The organism is Rhizobium sp. BK602, from assembly GCF_014195095.1.
GTDB lineage: Bacteria > Pseudomonadota > Alphaproteobacteria > Rhizobiales > Rhizobiaceae > Rhizobium.
Window position 1 is genome coordinate 20,109 of the sequence record NZ_JACIBC010000003.1, and the last position, 15,914, is coordinate 36,022.

Genomic DNA, 15,914 nt, shown 5'->3' on the forward strand with positions numbered 1-15,914 from the left:
GGGCGATGACGCCCGGCTATCGCCATCAGGTGTCCAGCCAGACGCGCGTGGCGACGTAACCGTTCGACATGTCGTTGCCGATGTCGTGAACATAGCCCTTCACCTGCTTGGTGGAGGCATTCACGAAGTCGTTGAACATCGGCAGGATGACGCCGCCTTCATCGCGAACCATCATCGCCATGGCGCGATAGAGTTCCTTGCGCTTGGCTTCGTCCAACTCGGAACGGGCCTGGAGCAGCAGCTTGTCGAAGTCCGGGCGCTTGAAGCGGGTATCGTTCCAGTCCGCCGTCGAGAGATAGGCGGTGGAATACATCTGGTCCTGCGTCGGCCGTCCGCCCCAATAGGAGGTGGAGAAGGGCTGCACGTTCCAGACGTTGGTCCAGTAGCCGTCGCCCGGCTCGCGCTTGACCTCGATGTTGATGCCGGCCTTCTTGCAGCTTTCCTGGTAGAGAACCGCCGCATCGACGGCGCCGGGGAAGGCGACTTCCGAGGTGCGCAGCAGCACCGAACCGCTATGGCCGGACTTCTTGTAGTGGAAGGCCGCCTTGTCGGGATCGTAGGTGCGCTGTTCGATGCCTTCGGGGAAGAGGGCATAGGTGCTGTTGATCGGGAAGTCGTTGCCGACCTTGCCGTAGCCGCCGAGGATCTTCTTGACCATGGTTTCGCGATCCATGGCGTATTTCAGCGCGAGGCGCAGATCGTTATTGTCGAACGGTGCCTTGTCGCAATGCATGATGAAGACATAGTGGCCGCGGCCGGCGGTCGACAGGATCTCGACATTGGGCGCGCGCTTCAACAGGTCGACCGTTTTCGGGTCGACACGGTTGATATAGTGCACCTGGCCGGACGACAGCGCGGCGATGCGCGCGGTCGCATCGTTCATGCCGATGATTTCGACGGTGTCGACATAGCCGCGGTCCTTGCGCCAGTCGTCCTTGTTCTTCTCCAGCGTGGCGCGCACGCCGGGCTCGAAGCTGACGAGCTTGTAGGGGCCGGTGCCGATCGAGGCGAGAGGGTCGTCATAGCCGCCATTCGGCTGGATGACGAGGTGATAGTCGGTCAGGAGCAACGGCATGTCGGCGTTGCCTTCGGTCAGCGTCAGGACGAGATTGTCGCCGTCGGCCTTGATCTCCTTGATCGACTTCATGACGCCGAGGGCGCCCGATTCGGACTTGCTGTCCGTGTGGCGCTTGAGGGTGGCGACGACGTCGTCGATCGTCAGGTCCTTGCCATTGTGGAACTTCACGCCCTTGCGGATCTTGAAGGTCCAGGTGGCAGCGTCCTTCGACGGTTCCCAGGATTCGGCAAGGGCCGGAACGGCGGCACCCGTCAGCGGATCGGATTCGACCAGCATGTCGCCCCAGCAGCGGCCGATACAGAACATGAATTGCGACAGGAATTTCGCCGGGTCCTTGCTGTCGGTGGCGGCACCACCTTCAAGGCCAAGCTTCAGATGGCCGCCGTGCTTCGGCTCGGCCGCCATCGCGCTTTCGGTGAAAAGTTGGTCGGCCAGTGCCAAGGTCATGCCGGCCGCCATGGCGCGCCCCATGAATTCACGGCGGCTGAGACCGCCCGAGGTCACGCGGCTTGCGAGATATTTTGTGTAATCTTTCATTCCCCTGTTCCTTCTTCTTAATGCGTTGCTAGAACTCTTGGACGAGGCTTCGACACGGTTTCCTCTACCGCTCGAAGCATAGTGTCCGCGATCATGCGGGAAGATGACGCGGTTGCAACCGCCTGCTCATTTTCCTTTCCAGATTGGAGGCCGTTTTTCCGCGAAGGCTCTCGGGCCTTCCAGATGGTCTTCGCTTGAGTAAAGGGTGTCGACCGTCGCAAACTGCCTCTTGGTAATCTTGTTCATGGCAGTCTGGAAGGTCGCTCCCTCCGCCTCTCGGACGATTTCCTTGATGGCGGCATAGACGAGCGGAGGGCCGCTTTCGAGCAGCCGGGCAAGCTCCCATGCTCGCTCCATCAGCCGGTCGGCGGCGACGATCTCGTTGACGAAACCCCAGCGATGCGCCTCGGTGGCATCGAGCCAGCGGCCGGTCAGGAGCATATCCATGGCGATGTGATAGGGAATGCGTTTCGGCAATTTGATCGAGGCGGCATCGGCAACCGTGCCGGAGCGGATTTCCGGAAGCGCAAAGGTCGCGTGCTCGGCGGCGATGATCAGGTCGGCGGAAAGGGCGATCTCCAGGCCGCCGCCGCAACAGATGCCGTTGACGGCGCAGATGACGGGCTTGTTGAGATCTCGAAGTTCCTGCAGTCCGCCAAAGCCGCCGACGCCATAGTCGCCATCGACCGCGTCGCCGGCCGCCGCGGCCTTCAAGTCCCAACCGGCCGAGAAGAATTTCTCGCCCGCGGCCGTAACGATGGCGATGCGCAGTTCGGGATCGTCACGGAAGTCGCGGAAGATCAGGCCCATCTCGCGGCTCGTCGCAAGGTCGATGGCGTTTGCCTTCGGCCTGTCGATGACGACCTCCAGAATGCCGCTGTCGCGTCTGGTGCGAATGGGGGTGTACAACTTCCGCTACCTCCTTTTCCGGATGAGGGCATCTGCAGCGACGGTGCCACGGTCTCCGGACAGAACCATCAATGGATTAATGTCTAGTTCTTCAAGTTGCGCGGCATTTTTTACGACATATTCTGCCGTTGATGAGATAGCCTCGACGACGCGGTCGACGCTGCCTTTTGCGCCACCACGATAGCCTTCTATCAGTTTTTTGACTTTCAGCTGTGAAATGGCGTCGAAAATCTCCTCACTTGTCGCTGGAAGCGGCAAAATGATAGCATCTTCAAGCAATTCCACCAAAATTCCGCCGGCACCGACCGTCAGCGCCAGCCCGAGAACGGGATCGCGAGCAGCCCCCACGATCAGTTCGCAGACCGGGCGCTCGATCATCCGTTCTACCAGATAGCCGTGGGCGACATGGGCCATAGCCTGCGCCGCGCCGCGCACCGCATTCCTATCGCTTAGGTTGAGCGTGACCGCACCGGCTTCGGACTTGTGTTCGACACCCAAGGCCTTCAGCGCGACGGGAAAGCCGATGCACTCCGCCTGGTCCGCCGCCTCTTCAGGGTTGGCAGCCGTTGCACCGAGGGGAATGGCAAGGCCGGCTGCGGATAGTTCCGCCTTGGCCGCTGCTTCGCTCAAGGTTTCGATTTCGCCTTCAGAAACGGAGATATCCAGCAGCGGCGGCGGTGCGGCTTTACGCCACGCCGCTCCGATCCGGGCGGCTGTTTCCACGGCCGCCAGGGTCTCGCTGATGCCGCAAAGCGGCACGATGCCCGCCTTGAGCAGCGTCAGGGCGATGTCTTCGGGCATGTTTTCCGGCAAGGTTGCCAGGATGCCGGCGCGGGCGCCGGTGCGTCCTGCCGCAGCTTCGATGGCGGCGACGGTCGTCATCCAGTCGGCACTGTCGCAGCGGTCGGCGCGCGGGAAGTCGAGCACGATCAGATTGAGCGCGTAGCCACCCTCGAACATGGCGGAAAACGCTGCCGTCTGCCGGAAAAGATCGCCCCAGACGAAGGTATGGTAATCGAGGGGATTGGAGAGCGTGACCATCTCGCCGAGGCTCTGGCGAAGGCGGGCCAACTGCTCGGGTTTCAGGGTACGAAACTCCACAGCGCGCCCGACGGCGGCATCGGCCATCAGCGAGGCCTCGCCGCCGGAACAGCTCATGGAGGAAATGGCGCCGCTTTCGAGCGGCCCGGTCAGATGCAGCAGTTTCAGCGTCTCGATGAGTTCCGGCAATGTGTCGACCCGACCGATGCCAAGGCGGGCGAGAACGGCAGCGGCAACCGCATCGCTGCCGGCAAGCGAGGCCGTGTGCGAGACGGCAGCACGCTGCGCCTGTTCGGACTTGCCGACTTTCAGGGCGACGACCGGTTTGCGCAGCTCCCGCGCCCGTGCGGCAAGCCTTTGCAGCGCCTCTACGCTGCCAAAGCCCTCGATATGCAGGCCGATCGCCGTGACGCGGGGATCGTCGAGAACGGCAATGGCCAGATCCGATAGTCCGGTCTGTGCCTGGTTGCCCGCCGTCATCAAATAGCTGATCGGCAGGCCGCGCCGTTGCATGGTGAGGTTGATGGCGATGTTGGAAGACTGGGTGAGAATGGCAACGCCGCGTTCCACCCGCACCATTCCATGCTGATCGGGCCAAAGCAGCGCGCCATCAAGGCCGTTGATCATCCCGTAGCAGTTCGGACCGATGATCGGCATGTCGCCGGCGGCCGCGACGAGATCGCCTTGCATGGCCGCGCCATCGGCCAGTTCACCGACCGCCTCGCTGAAGCCCGAGGCATAGCAGACGGCACCGCCGGCACCGCGCAAGGCAAGCGCCCGGACGATCTCGACGGTCAGCGTCCGGTTGACGCCGACGAAGGCGGCGTCCGGTGCATCCGGCAGCTCCGCCACTGATCGATAGCAGCGGCGGCCAAGCACGCTTTCTTGGGTTGGATGAACCGGCCAGATCTCGCCTGAAAATCCCATGCGGTCGCATTGCTCGATGACCCGCCGTGCCTCGCGCCCGCCGAAGACGGCGATGGTTCGTGGTCTGATAAGGCGGTCGAGCGGGCGTGTCGTCATAGGCTCACGCTCCGAACGGCCGCAGCAGATCGCGGCTGATGATGTGCCGCTGGATTTCCGAGGTTCCGTCCCAGATGCGTTCGACGCGGGCATCCCGCCAGAAGCGGGCAAGCGGCAGATCGTCCATCAGCCCCATGCCGCCAAAGATCTGGATCGCCTCGTCGGTGACGCGGGCGAGCATTTCCGAGGCGTAGAGCTTGGCCGAGGCGATCTCGCGATTGGCGGCAATGCCGGCATCGAGCTTCCAGGCAGCCGACAGCGTCAAAAGGTCGGCGGCGTCGATCTCGGTGATCATGTCGGCAAGCTTGAACGAGACGCCCTGATTGGCGCCGATCGGCTTGCCGAATTGCTTGCGCTCGGCCGCATAGGGCAAAGCGAGTTCGAAGACGCGGCGGGCACGGCCGACGCAGGTTGCGGCAACCGTCAGGCGCGTGCCGTAGAGCCATTCATTGGCGATGTCGAAGCCGCGATGCACTTTGCCGAGTACCTGCGACTTCGGCAGGCGGCAATCCGTGAAGTTCAGGATGGCATTGTGATAGCCGCGATGCGAGACGGACTCATAGCCCTTGCGGATTTCGAAGCCAGGCGTGCCGCGATCGACCAGGAAGGCGGTGATCTTCTTCTTGATGCCCTTCGGTGTCTCTTCCTCACCGGTGGCGGCAAAGACGATGACGAAATCGGCGACATCGGCATGCGAGATGAAATGCTTGGTGCCGTTGAGGATGAAATCATCGCCGTCCTGCCGCGCGGCACATTTCATGCCGCGCATGTCGGAGCCGGCATCGGGCTCGGTGATGGCGAGCGCATCGATTTTGTCGCCGCGTACCGCCGGCAGCAGGTAGCGTTCGCGCTGCTCGCCCTCGCAGGCCATCAGAATGCCGGAGGGGCGGCCGAAAAAGACGGTGAGCGCCATCGACCCGCGGCCGAGCTCGCGTTCGACAAGGGTAAAGGTCGCATGATCGAGGCCGGCACCGCCGACGTCTTCGGGGAAGTTGCAGGCATAAAAGCCGAGCGCGATGCATTTGCGCCGGATCTCATCCGCCAGATCCGGCGGCACGATGCCGGTGCGATCGACCTCGTTTTCGTGCGGATAGATTTCCGTCTCCACGAAGTCCCGGACCGTCTTGACGATCATTTCCTGTTCTTCGCTGAGCCCGAAATTCATGATCGCTTCCTCCTAGCGTTTTTGTCCGACATGACGCCCGGCGCCCTCCGGCAAGGGCAATTGCGCGTGGGCGGCGGCAATGGGCTTCAATCGGCTCAGCACCTCCTCCGGTGCGTCGCTGGCCTTGCCCGCCTTGGCGTCGACATGCAGCAGCATATGTTCGGCGGTGGCGATCACATCGCCGCTCGCCGTATCATACAGCCTATGGAACACATGCAGCCGCTTCTCGTCGGATGAGAGGACCTGGGAGGTCGAATGAATGGCCTGCCCGAGCTTGGCTTCACCGAGATGGCGGATATGGGTCTCCACCGTGTAGTAGCTGCGACCGCTTTCGACATAGGCGAAATCGACGCCGATGAGGCGCAGCAGCGCGTCCGAGGTGTCGCCGAATACCTGAAGGTAGCGGTGTTCGGTCATGTGGCCGTTATAGTCGACCCAGGCCGGGCTGACCTTGGTGTCGATGAGCCGCAGCGGCCTCGCCAGGTCGTAGAGCTTTCGGTCGCCGCCGCCGGCTGCCCAGAGGCTGCTTTCGAAATCCTTCAACAGCTTGCCGGCACCCCAGCCCTTGCCGCCATGGCTGCCCTTCAGCGTCTGCAGGATGCCGACGAGGTTTTCGTCGCGGATGCGCTCCAGTTCGCGGATCGATAGGCCAGCGGCCTGCTCGTCCGACTGCTGGCCGATCTTTTCGACGAGGGCATCGTCGAGATCGACAACATCCATCAGCTTCGTCCAGTTCCATTGCAGGGCGGGGCCGAACTGCGCGAGGAAGTGACGCATGCCCGCTTCGCCGCCGGCGATGCGATAGGTCTGGAACAGGCCCATCTGCGCCCAGCGCAGGCCGAAGGAGTAGCGGATGACATCGTCCAGCGTCTCGACGGTGCAGATATCGTCTTTGATCAGCCAGAGCGCCTCGCGCCAGAGCGCCTCCAGCAGGCGGTCGCCGACGAAGGCCTCGATTTCCTTGGCGATATGCACGCCCTTCATGCCGATCGGCGGCAGCCGATCCATCGCCGCCTTGATGGTAGCAGTACTGGTCTTTTCACCGCCGACGATCTCAACCAGCGGCAAGAGATAGACCGGATTGTAGGGATGGGCGACGAAGAGGCGCTCGGGGTGACGCATGTCGCGCTGCAAGTCCGTCGGCAACAGGCCGGAGGTGGACGAGCCGATCAGCGCATCCGGCCTTGCCGCCGCGTCGATCTGCGTCAGCACCTTGCCCTTGAGATCCAGCCGCTCCGGCACGCTTTCCTGGATCCAGTCCGCCCCGGCCACCGCCTCTTCCAGCGTCTCGCGGAAGGTGAGCCTGCCGCGCGGCGGAAGCGGCGCGCCGGTCAGCATCGCATAGGCTTTCTCGGCATTATCAAGCACTTCGCCGACGATTCGGCTCGCTTCCGGATGCGGGTCGTAGACATCGACATCGATGCCCGCCAAAAGAAAGCGAGCGATCCATCCGCCGCCGATGACGCCGCCGCCGATGCAGGCTGCCTTGTTGATCTTGCTCATCCGGGCCTCAGCGCTTCGTCAGTTTCAGTTTCTTGCGGACATCCTCGGGGCCGATGATGCGCGCGCCCATGCCCTCGATGACCTGCACCGCCTTCTCGACGAGCTGGGCATTGGTGGCGAGCAGGCCCTTTCCGGCATAGAGATTGTCTTCCAGCCCGACGCGGACATTGCCGCCGGCGAGAACGGCTGCCGCCGGATAGGCCATGGCATTGCGGCCGATGGAAAAGGCCGAGAAGGTCCAGCTCGAGGGAACGTTGTTGACCATCGCCATGAAGGTGTTCAGGTCGTCGGGCGCCCCCCAAGGGATGCCCATGCAGAGCTGGATGAGAACCGGGTCCTCAATGAGACCCTCCTCGGCAAGCTGCTTGGCAAACCAGAGATGACCGGTGTCGAAGGCTTCGATCTCCGGGCGCACGCCGAGATCGGTCATCTTCTTCGCCATCGCCCTCAGCATCGAAGGCGTATTGGTCATGACGTAATCGCCAAGATTGAAGTTCATCGTGCCGCAATCGAGTGTGCAGATTTCCGGCAGGCATTCGGCGACATGGCTGACGCGCTCCGTTGCGCCAGCCATGTCGGTGCCCCTGGCGTTCAAGGGCAGGGGGCTTTCGACATCCCCGAAGATCAGATCGCCGCCCATGCCGGCGGTGAGGTTCAGCACCACGTCGACATCGGCGGAGCGGATGCGATCGGTCACTTCCTTGTACAGATCGTTGCGGCGGCTGGCAGCGCCGGTTTCCGGATCGCGGACATGGCAGTGAACGACCGCCGCCCCCGCCTTCGCGGCATCGATCGCGGAATCCGCGATCTGCTTGGGAGTGATCGGAACATGGCTGGATTTCGAGACCGTATCGCCGGAGCCGGTGACGGCGCAGGTGATGAAGACATCGCGGTTCATCGCAAGAGGCATTTTGTTCTCCCTCGTATTGATGACATTACGCGGCAAGCAGTCGTTTCATGCTTTGCATTTCTGGAAGCAAACGATACATTATCAGAAACATGCGAGATGCTATGCTCACGCCGTCCAACACGTCGCTCGATATCGACCTGCTTATCCTTCCCGAGACCAACCTGATCCTGATCGCATCGGTGATCGAGCCGCTGCGCGGCGCCAATCGCATTGCCGGCGCCGAGCTTTATCGCTGGCGCCTCCTGACGCTGGATGGCTCGCCCGTCGAGACCACCAGCCATATACCGATCCCGGCATCGGGCGGTTTCCGGCCGGCCAGCGAGACGACCCCGCTATTCGTGCTTGCCAGCTACAATTGGCAGCGCAGCGCCACGCAGGCGGTGAAGATGCAATTGTCGCAGACCGCGCGTCATCGCTCGATGATCGCCGGCATCGAATCCGGCAGCTGGCTGCTGGCCGAGGCCAGCTTGCTCGACAATGTGTCGGCGGCTGTCCACTGGGAGGACACGGAGGATTTCGCGCTTGCCTATCCGCAGGTGCGCGCGGTCAAGGATCGCTTCGTCATCGACGGCAAGCGCATCACCACCGCAGGCTCCATGCCGACGATCGATCTGATGCTGGAGATCATCCGGCGCCGGCAAGGCTATTCGCTGGCGTTGGAGGTTAGCCGCCTGTTCATCTACGAGCCGGCTGCTGGTTATGGCGCCGCCGAATTGTCGCCGTCGACCGCCGGTCTGCGCCTGCGCGATCCGCGCGTCGCCCAGGCCGTGCGGTTGATGGAAGACAATATCGAGCAGCCACTGGTGCTCACCCGGCTCGCGCGTCGCGTTGGAGTCAGCGCCCGCCATCTCCAGGCGCTGTTTCAGGAGGAATTCGCCGCGCCGCCGCATGTGCATTATCTGGCGCTCCGGCTGAACGCGGCGCGGCGCAAGGTCATCGAAACCAAGGCCTCCTTTGCCGAGATCGCGGCGGCCACCGGCTTCAATTCGGCCTCGGCCTTTGCCCGCAGCTACCGGGCGAGTTTCTCCGAAAGCCCATCGGGTACGCGACGGCGTTTGCGCGGGCGTATTATGGCTCCTCACTAATGAGGCATCTGTAGGCACCCCTTGTCTGGGCGAGGGAAATCCGAATCAGTCGGACTGAAGGCTATTTGGGGCAGCGAAAACCAGCCTTCGGGCGTCATGTAGCCTCTAGACGGAACTGAGCCCAACTTCGGACCATGGTCCTTTTTGTGCCGTGCTTCCAATTGCAGCGATGATTGCAATACAATATACTGCAATCAACGCTATCAAAATTGGGAATTTGTTGCAATGCCATCCATTACAATCCGCAACGTCCCAGACGAGGTGCATCGCGCCATCCGCGTCCGGGCGGCCATGCACGGCCGCAGCACCGAGGCCGAAATCCGTAGCATCCTTGAACAAGCTGCCAAGCCCGAGGGCCGCTTAAAGCTTGGATTGTTGCTGACTTCCATCGCCCGCGAAGCGGGCGGGCTGACCGACGCTGAAGCGGAGCGCTTCAACCAGCTTCGCGACAAGACCCCGGCCGAACCGATGAGCTTTGAATGATCGTTCTCGATACCAACGTGATTTCCGAGCTGTGGAAGGCCGCTCCAGATCCCAGCGTGCTGGCCTGGATCGACGCGCAGATGGTCGAAACCCTCTATCTGTCCACGATTACCATTGCCGAACTGCGCTTCGGCTTGGCAACGATGCCGGAAGGCAAGCGGCGCACGATCTATCAGGATCGCTTGGAACGGGAAGTCTTGCCGGCTTTCTCGGGTCGGATACTGTCCTTCGACTTGGCCGCCTCGCAAGCCTTTGCCGAACTGATGGCGCGGGCGAAGCAGATCGGCAAGGCCATTGGCAAGGCGGATGGGTACATTGCCGCCACGGCCGCCGCACGCGGCATGACGGTTGCCACACGCGACATCAGTCCGTTCGAGGCAGCGGGCCTGAACATCATCAACCCTTGGGATATCTCACAAGGATGACCGCCACTGCCGCTTCGTGAGTACGGAATGAGCATGAAAAGCTGTCGTCGAAGATCATAAGGCGGATACGCCGACCTATGGCTGCGCCAACATAGGCTGGAAGGCCTCGCGCACCCGCTCGGCGAGCTCACGGATCGCCTCGCTGGAATGATAGGGATTGCGGCGCAGCACGACGCGGGAGGAATCGACCGGCGGGAAGCCGTCGTCGCTCGTCAGCTCGCGGCAGCCATGCGGAATATTGCTGCGCGACAGCGTTGAAACGGCAAGGCCGGCGGAGACGGCATTTTTCAGTCCGGAACTGGTGTCGGCGACAAAGGCGATGCGATAGGCCAGTCCCTGCTGTTCCAGCGATCGCAGGGCAAAGTCGCGACACCAGGTCGAATCCCGGTAGACCGCGATCGGCAGCGGCGTGGATTCATGCAGGCGGTGCACCAGCGAGGTCACCCAGACGGTGGGATCGATGCAGAGCACTTCCCCCGTGGTCTGCTTGCTCCAGTCGAAGACGACGGCGAGATCGAGCTCGTCCCTTTCCAGCGCGGCGAGATTGCGGGCGGTGTAGTCGCAGGAGACCGTGACCTCGACGGCGGGATGCTGGATCGCGAAGGCGGCAAGGGCGGCCGGCAGAACCGTCTGGCTGTATTCCTCGGGGATGCCGATCCTGACCGGTCCGTCCAGCGGCTTGGTGCGGATGGTGGCGGCCGCTTCGTTCAAGAGCTCGACGACGCGTTGCGCATAGGGCAGCAGCTGCCCGCCCGCCCTGGTCAGTACGACGCCGCGCGCGCTTCGTTCAAACAGCGCCTCTCCGACGGTTTCCTCGAGGCGCTTGATCTGCGCGCTGACGGCCGATTGCGTCCGGCCGATGCGTTGCGCGGCAACCGAAAAATTCGATGTTTCGGTGATGACGAGAAACGTCCGCAGCAGGTCGCTTTCGATAGGGTCGCGCATTGGAAATGCCATTAATATTTTCGATGGCGACTATCTCTACTATTCGTTTGTCTGATGTCAAATATCGGCGCAAACAAGGTCGATCCATTCAGATTCCCGTTTCAGAGATTCCGCGCATGACTATCCAGCTTCCGGCCCGATCCTTCCGCACCAGCGAATACGAGAAAGGGCTTGTTCTCGTCGTTGCGGCAACGCTCGCCTGGAGCGCCAGCGGCGTCTATACGCGGCTTCTGACGACGGACATCTGGACGGCGATCGCCTGGCGTTCGCTGTTTGGCGGGCTTTTCCTGCTCATTCCGAGCTTCTTTCTCGAGGGCGGTTTCTCGCGCCGGCAATGGAGTTCGGTCTTTCACCCCTCGGGCCTTGCGATGATCGCCTGCCAGACCTTCAGCCAGGCCTGTTTCATCGGCGCGCTCTACATGACCACCGTCGCAAACGTGACGATGATCTACGCCACCGCGCCGTTCATGGCCGCTCTGTTCGGCTGGGCGATCCTGAAGGAGCGGGTGCCCAGGCGCACGCTTGTCGCGGGTGGCGTCAGCCTGCTCGGCGTTGCCGTCATCGTTGCCTCCTCGGTCGGTGGCGGCACTGGTTTCGGCGATCTGCTGGCGCTCGGCATGACGGCGTCCTTCGCGCTGATCATCATCATCCCGCGCATCGACCGCAGCGTGCCGAGCCTGCCGCCGACGATCGTCAGCGGCTTTCTGACCTTCGTCATCTTCGCGCCCTTCGGTTCGGCCGGCTCGCTCGACGCGCATAATTGGCTGGTGCTTGCCGCTTTCGGCGCGACCAACTTTTCGCTGGCGCTTGTGCTGTTCCTCGCCGGCGCCAAGCGCATGCCGCCGGCGGACGCCGCCCTGATCGGGGCGATGGAGATCGTGCTCACGCCCTTCTGGGTCTGGTTGTTCTTTTCCGAACGGCCGCCGGTCGCGACCTTCTTCGGCGGCGCCATCATCTTCGTCACGGTTGTCTGCCATACGGTCTTCGATCTTCGCTCCAGCCGGAGCAGTCTGGGCAAGAGCTGGCAGAACGGAAACTGAGCGGCCGAAGGCTCAAGGCTCGGCCGGGGAGGGCGATGCCACCGAGCCGCGTCTGATCAGGCTGGTCTTGACGATGGTCCGCTCTATCGGCAGGTCCTTGCCGTTTAATCGGGAGATCAGCCTTTCGCCGGCCTTTTTCCCCATTTGATAGACCGGCTGGTCGACGACGGTGATCGGCGCGGCAGTGACCGTGGTCCAATCCGCGTCCAGGAAAGAGATCATCGACATGTCCCTGGGGATGGAGAGGCCCAAGGACTGTAGGGAGCGGAACACGCGCAACCCAACGAGGCTATCTGACGTGACAAGCGCTGTCGGTGGATGCTCTTCGGCGAGCAGGCGTTTGACGACGTCATCGGTGCGTTGCTGGTTCGTGGCGCCAAGCCGCACGTAGTGCCGCGGATCGGTCGGCGCCGCACCTGTCTGTGCGGCCAGGAAACCTTCGATGCGCTCGCGTACGGCGGAATTGGAAATCTGACGGCTGTCGACCAGTGGAGCACCGTCAATGTCCATGGCGGATATATAGCCGATGCGGCGATGGCCTTCTTCCAGAAGATACCGCGTTGCCGATATGGCGGCATCCCGATCGTCGCCGGTCACTGCGTCGACACCCAGTTCGGGAATGGTTCTGTCGAAGAGCACGAGGGGAACGCCGACCCGCAGGGCATCCTGAAGATGCTCCATCCGGTCGCAGCGCGCGGGTGTGACGATCAGGCCGTCGACGCGCTTGCCGATCAGGAGGTCGACGGCTGATTTCTCCGCCTCGAGCTCCTCGCCGGAATTGGCGATGATGACATTGAAGCCCGCCATGCGGGCAACGTCGCTGATACCGCGGACCGCGAGGCTGAAGAAGGCATTCTCGATATCGCCGACGACGACGCCGATAATGCCGGATTTCCCTGTCGTCATGCTGCGGGCAAGCTCGTTCGGCCGGTATCCGAGTGCGGTTGCCGCGGCCATCACCTGGGCCCGGATCTTGTCACTGACGACCCCATAGCCGCCGAGGACACGGGCTGCCGTGGCCTTGGAGACCTTGGCCGCTCTTGCGACATCGGCGACGGTGACGGGACGCTTCGGAGCGGCGGTGTTTTCCATGAAGGGACGGTTACAAGAGTTGTTGACGGAAGGTCAATCTCAAGTTAACAAATATCAATTGAGACCGGTCTCTTTATAAATGAGACCGGTCTCTTATGCAAATCCTTCTGCCGGCAAGGCACGGCGAGGGAGCGCTAGATCACGCAGAAAATGCCGATAAGAGCATCCCTTCAGAGCGGAGAACCAACATGAACAGATCAGGCATATTCGCCGCCATCGCTTCATTGCGCACTGGCGTCCTGGCATATCTTCTGGCGGTCGGCATCGCATCGGTGGCCGCCGCGGCAGACAATCCCTACAACCTCATCGATCCGAAAGGCATCAGCGTCGGGACGATGGGCGATGCAAAGCCCTATACTTTCGCCACCGCGGACGGTCAGTTCACCGGTTTCGATATCGAGCTTTTCCTCAATGTCGTTTCCCGCATGGGATTCTCGAAGGACAAGGTGACCTTCACCGGCCAGGAATTCTCGGCCCTGATGCCATCCGTGGCCAATGAGCGTTTCGACGTGGCGGTTGCCGCGATCGGGACCACGGAAGCACGTAAGAAGACGGTGGATTTTTCCGACGGCTACCTCGCGGGCTATCTCTCCATCCTGACGCCGGATGCCGCCATCAAGGATGCCACCGGCCTCAAGGGCAAGCGTCTCGGCGTCGTGCAGGGCACCTTGCAGGAGGTCTATGCGACGAAGAATTTCGCTGGCACCGACCTGGTGAAGTTCCCCGACAATAACTCCGCCGTGGCCGCGCTCAACAACGGCACGATCGATGCGCATTTTCTCGACTACGAAGCGGCCAAGCAATATGGCGAGCGCTATCCCTCGCTGAAGGTGGCCGTGAATATTCCCTCCTTCGATGCGCCTGCGGGTTTCGTGATCCGCAAGGGAAATGATGCCTTCCGCACGGCTTTGAACAAGGCGCTTCACGAAGCGATGCAGGACGGCACCTGGAAGACGCTTTATGAAAAGTGGTTTCCGGGTTCGCCGATGCCCGAGCAGTATCTGCCCAAGAAGTGAAGAAACGCCGCCCGTGACTTGTGGGCGGCGCTTCGTCGGCGGGCTGATAGCCGGCCGGACGCGGCGCGTCGCTGCGCCGCCGGAAATTCATGGGGAATTGGATGAACTGGCTTGAAAATCTCCGCCGCAGCTTCCTGGATTGGGATGCGATGGCGGAAGTGCTGCCGAGCATGATCAGCGTCGGGCTCAAGAACACGCTGATCCTGGCCGCCGCCTCGACCGTGCTCGGTGTCATCATCGGCATGGTGCTGGCCGTCATGGGCATTTCGCAGTCGCGGTGGCTGCGCCTTCCCGCACGCATCTATACCGATATCTTCCGTGGCCTGCCGGCGATCGTGACCATCCTGATCATCGGGCAGGGCTTCGCCCGCATCGGCCGCGAATTGTTCGGCCCGTCGCCCTATCCACTCGGCATCATCGCGCTCAGCCTGATCGCCGGCGCCTATATCGGCGAGATCTTCCGCTCCGGCATTCAAAGCGTCGAGCGCGGTCAGATGGAAGCCTGCCGGGCGCTCAGCATGAGCTACGGCCAGGGGATGCGGCTGATCGTCATCCCGCAGGGTGTGCGGCGTGTCCTGCCGGCGCTGGTCAATCAGTTCATCGGCAATGTCAAGGATTCGAGCCTCGTCTACTTTCTCGGTCTGCTGGCCTCCGAGCGTGAGATTTTCCGTGTCGGCCAGGATCAGGCCGTCGTGACGGGCAATCTGTCGCCCTTGCTGCTGGCCGGCATATTCTATCTCGTCATCACCGTGCCGCTCACCCATCTCGTCAATTATATCGATGCTCGGTTGCGGCTTGGGCGGCAGGGGCGAGGCTCGGGTGCGGCCAGCGGGCTTGTCGAAGTGGACGAATTGCAGGCTGCCTCCGCCCAAAGCCGGACGCGCTTCAAGGGCGGCACGCTCAAGATCCGTGATCTCAGCATGGCCTATGGCGATCTAGAGGTGCTGAAGGGTGTCGATCTGGATATCGCCGCCGGCACCGTCACCTGCATCATCGGCCCCTCCGGTTCGGGCAAGTCGACGCTGCTGCGGTGCCTGAACAGGCTGGTGGAGCCGAAGCGCGGCGATATCGTGCTGGATGGCGAAAGCATTCTGACGATGCGGCCCGAAAGCTTGCGCCGGCGCGTCGGCATGGTGTTCCAGCACTTCAATCTGTTTCCCGATCATACGGCGCTTGAAAACGTCATGCTGTCGCTGACGAAGATCAAGAAGATGCCGAAGAGCGCGGCATGCAAGATCGCCGAGATGCGCCTTGCCGAGGTCGGGCTTGCCGGTCGCAAGGATCACCGCCCGGCCGGTCTGTCGGGCGGACAGCAGCAGCGCGTCGCGATCGCGCGCGCTCTTGCCATGGACCCCGAGGTGGTTCTCTTCGACGAAGTGACGAGCGCGCTCGATCCCGAACTGGTCAAGGGCGTCCTCGACCTGATGGCCAATCTCGGCCGCCAGGGTATGACCATGGCGGTCGTCACCCACGAGATGGGATTTGCCCGCAGGGTGGCCGACCAGGTCGTATTCATGGACGAAGGCCGCATCATCGAGGCGGGGCCGCCGCAGCAGATCTTCGACAATCCCCAGAGCGAGCGGCTCAAACGCTTTCTCGCGGAGGTTCTCTGATATGAGATGGCCGTCCGAGCCGTCTTGCCATTGCAACGTCAATCACGAA

14 protein-coding genes are annotated in these 15,914 nt (G+C 62.3%); 6 read left to right on the forward strand and 8 right to left on the reverse strand.

From position 1 onward, the window contains the following. Window positions 1-25 precede the first annotated feature (25 nt). The 6 genes from FHX11_RS10515 to FHX11_RS10540 form a co-directional block, all read right to left on the reverse strand. Entirely contained in the window at window positions 26-1,615 is a 1,590-nt protein-coding gene (locus FHX11_RS10515) for an ABC transporter substrate-binding protein (protein WP_184357567.1), read from the reverse strand. 126 nt (window positions 1,616-1,741) lie between these two features. After that, window positions 1,742-2,524, reverse strand: coding sequence for a carnitinyl-CoA dehydratase (locus tag FHX11_RS10520; RefSeq protein ID WP_184357568.1), 783 nt, complete (start codon window positions 2,522-2,524; stop codon window positions 1,742-1,744). A 6-nt stretch (window positions 2,525-2,530) separates the two neighbouring features. Next, window positions 2,531-4,588 carry an acetate--CoA ligase family protein gene (locus FHX11_RS10525; protein ID WP_184357569.1) on the reverse strand — a complete coding sequence of 686 codons (2,058 nt, stop codon included), beginning with the start codon at window positions 4,586-4,588 and terminating at the stop codon, window positions 2,531-2,533. Between the two features lie 4 nt (window positions 4,589-4,592). Beyond that, window positions 4,593-5,753 (reverse strand): acyl-CoA dehydrogenase family protein, encoded by a 1,161-nt coding sequence (locus tag FHX11_RS10530; RefSeq protein WP_184357570.1) that lies wholly within the window; start codon window positions 5,751-5,753, stop codon window positions 4,593-4,595. A 12-nt stretch (window positions 5,754-5,765) separates the two neighbouring features. Then, window positions 5,766-7,256: a carnitine 3-dehydrogenase gene (locus FHX11_RS10535; RefSeq protein WP_184357571.1), complete on the reverse strand. Its 1,491-nt coding sequence runs from the start codon at window positions 7,254-7,256 to the stop codon at window positions 5,766-5,768. Window positions 7,257-7,263: 7 nt separating this feature from the next. After that, window positions 7,264-8,166, reverse strand: coding sequence for a 3-keto-5-aminohexanoate cleavage protein (locus FHX11_RS10540; protein ID WP_184357572.1), 903 nt, complete (start codon window positions 8,164-8,166; stop codon window positions 7,264-7,266). 101 nt (window positions 8,167-8,267) lie between these two features. On the opposite strand from FHX11_RS10540, the gene FHX11_RS10545 reads away from it, so the two are divergent. The 3 genes from FHX11_RS10545 (at window position 8,268) to FHX11_RS10555 (ending at window position 10,159) form a co-directional block, all read left to right on the forward strand. Continuing rightward, window positions 8,268-9,251 (forward strand): GlxA family transcriptional regulator, encoded by a 984-nt coding sequence (locus tag FHX11_RS10545; RefSeq protein ID WP_184357573.1) that lies wholly within the window; start codon window positions 8,268-8,270, stop codon window positions 9,249-9,251. Between the two features lie 225 nt (window positions 9,252-9,476). Then, window positions 9,477-9,734 (forward strand): Arc family DNA-binding protein, encoded by a 258-nt coding sequence (locus tag FHX11_RS10550; protein WP_184357574.1) that lies wholly within the window; start codon window positions 9,477-9,479, stop codon window positions 9,732-9,734. Next, window positions 9,731-10,159 carry a type II toxin-antitoxin system VapC family toxin gene (locus tag FHX11_RS10555; RefSeq protein ID WP_184357575.1) on the forward strand — a complete coding sequence of 143 codons (429 nt, stop codon included), beginning with the start codon at window positions 9,731-9,733 and terminating at the stop codon, window positions 10,157-10,159. The genes FHX11_RS10550 and FHX11_RS10555 overlap by 4 nt, the downstream gene beginning before the upstream one ends. A gap of 75 nt (window positions 10,160-10,234) precedes the next feature. Here FHX11_RS10555 and FHX11_RS10560 read toward each other — a convergent pair whose 3' ends face one another. After that, a complete protein-coding gene (locus FHX11_RS10560) occupies window positions 10,235-11,104 on the reverse strand; it encodes a LysR substrate-binding domain-containing protein (RefSeq protein ID WP_184357576.1) in 870 nt (289 codons plus the stop codon). A 116-nt stretch (window positions 11,105-11,220) separates the two neighbouring features. Here FHX11_RS10560 and FHX11_RS10565 point away from each other — a divergent pair, with 116 nt between their 5' ends. Beyond that, window positions 11,221-12,144 carry a DMT family transporter gene (locus FHX11_RS10565; protein WP_184357577.1) on the forward strand — a complete coding sequence of 308 codons (924 nt, stop codon included), beginning with the start codon at window positions 11,221-11,223 and terminating at the stop codon, window positions 12,142-12,144. Between the two features lie 12 nt (window positions 12,145-12,156). Here FHX11_RS10565 and FHX11_RS10570 read toward each other — a convergent pair whose 3' ends face one another. After that, window positions 12,157-13,236: a LacI family DNA-binding transcriptional regulator gene (locus FHX11_RS10570; protein ID WP_184357578.1), complete on the reverse strand. Its 1,080-nt coding sequence runs from the start codon at window positions 13,234-13,236 to the stop codon at window positions 12,157-12,159. A gap of 188 nt (window positions 13,237-13,424) precedes the next feature. On the opposite strand from FHX11_RS10570, the gene FHX11_RS10575 reads away from it, so the two are divergent. Then, window positions 13,425-14,252: an ABC transporter substrate-binding protein gene (locus FHX11_RS10575; RefSeq protein ID WP_184357579.1), complete on the forward strand. Its 828-nt coding sequence runs from the start codon at window positions 13,425-13,427 to the stop codon at window positions 14,250-14,252. Between the two features lie 101 nt (window positions 14,253-14,353). Then, window positions 14,354-15,865 (forward strand): amino acid ABC transporter permease/ATP-binding protein, encoded by a 1,512-nt coding sequence (locus FHX11_RS30050; RefSeq protein WP_184357580.1) that lies wholly within the window; start codon window positions 14,354-14,356, stop codon window positions 15,863-15,865. Window positions 15,866-15,914 lie beyond the last annotated feature (49 nt).

What these genes read in the sequence shown, in the direction of transcription:
- FHX11_RS10550 (WP_184357574.1), top strand. Translation starts at nt 9,477, where the DNA reads ATGCCATCCATTACAATCCGCAACGTCCCAGACGAGGTGCATCGCGCC.
- FHX11_RS10530 (WP_184357570.1), bottom strand. Translation starts at nt 5,753, where the DNA reads ATGAATTTCGGGCTCAGCGAAGAACAGGAAATGATCGTCAAGACGGTC.
- FHX11_RS10535 (WP_184357571.1), bottom strand. Translation starts at nt 7,256, where the DNA reads ATGAGCAAGATCAACAAGGCAGCCTGCATCGGCGGCGGCGTCATCGGC.
- FHX11_RS30050 (WP_184357580.1), top strand. Translation starts at nt 14,354, where the DNA reads ATGAACTGGCTTGAAAATCTCCGCCGCAGCTTCCTGGATTGGGATGCG.
- FHX11_RS10570 (WP_184357578.1), bottom strand. Translation starts at nt 13,236, where the DNA reads ATGGAAAACACCGCCGCTCCGAAGCGTCCCGTCACCGTCGCCGATGTC.
- FHX11_RS10540 (WP_184357572.1), bottom strand. Translation starts at nt 8,166, where the DNA reads ATGCCTCTTGCGATGAACCGCGATGTCTTCATCACCTGCGCCGTCACC.
- FHX11_RS10545 (WP_184357573.1), top strand. Translation starts at nt 8,268, where the DNA reads ATGCTCACGCCGTCCAACACGTCGCTCGATATCGACCTGCTTATCCTT.
- FHX11_RS10525 (WP_184357569.1), bottom strand. Translation starts at nt 4,588, where the DNA reads ATGACGACACGCCCGCTCGACCGCCTTATCAGACCACGAACCATCGCC.
- FHX11_RS10565 (WP_184357577.1), top strand. Translation starts at nt 11,221, where the DNA reads ATGACTATCCAGCTTCCGGCCCGATCCTTCCGCACCAGCGAATACGAG.
- FHX11_RS10555 (WP_184357575.1), top strand. Translation starts at nt 9,731, where the DNA reads ATGATCGTTCTCGATACCAACGTGATTTCCGAGCTGTGGAAGGCCGCT.
- FHX11_RS10560 (WP_184357576.1), bottom strand. Translation starts at nt 11,104, where the DNA reads ATGCGCGACCCTATCGAAAGCGACCTGCTGCGGACGTTTCTCGTCATC.
- FHX11_RS10575 (WP_184357579.1), top strand. Translation starts at nt 13,425, where the DNA reads ATGAACAGATCAGGCATATTCGCCGCCATCGCTTCATTGCGCACTGGC.
- FHX11_RS10515 (WP_184357567.1), bottom strand. Translation starts at nt 1,615, where the DNA reads ATGAAAGATTACACAAAATATCTCGCAAGCCGCGTGACCTCGGGCGGT.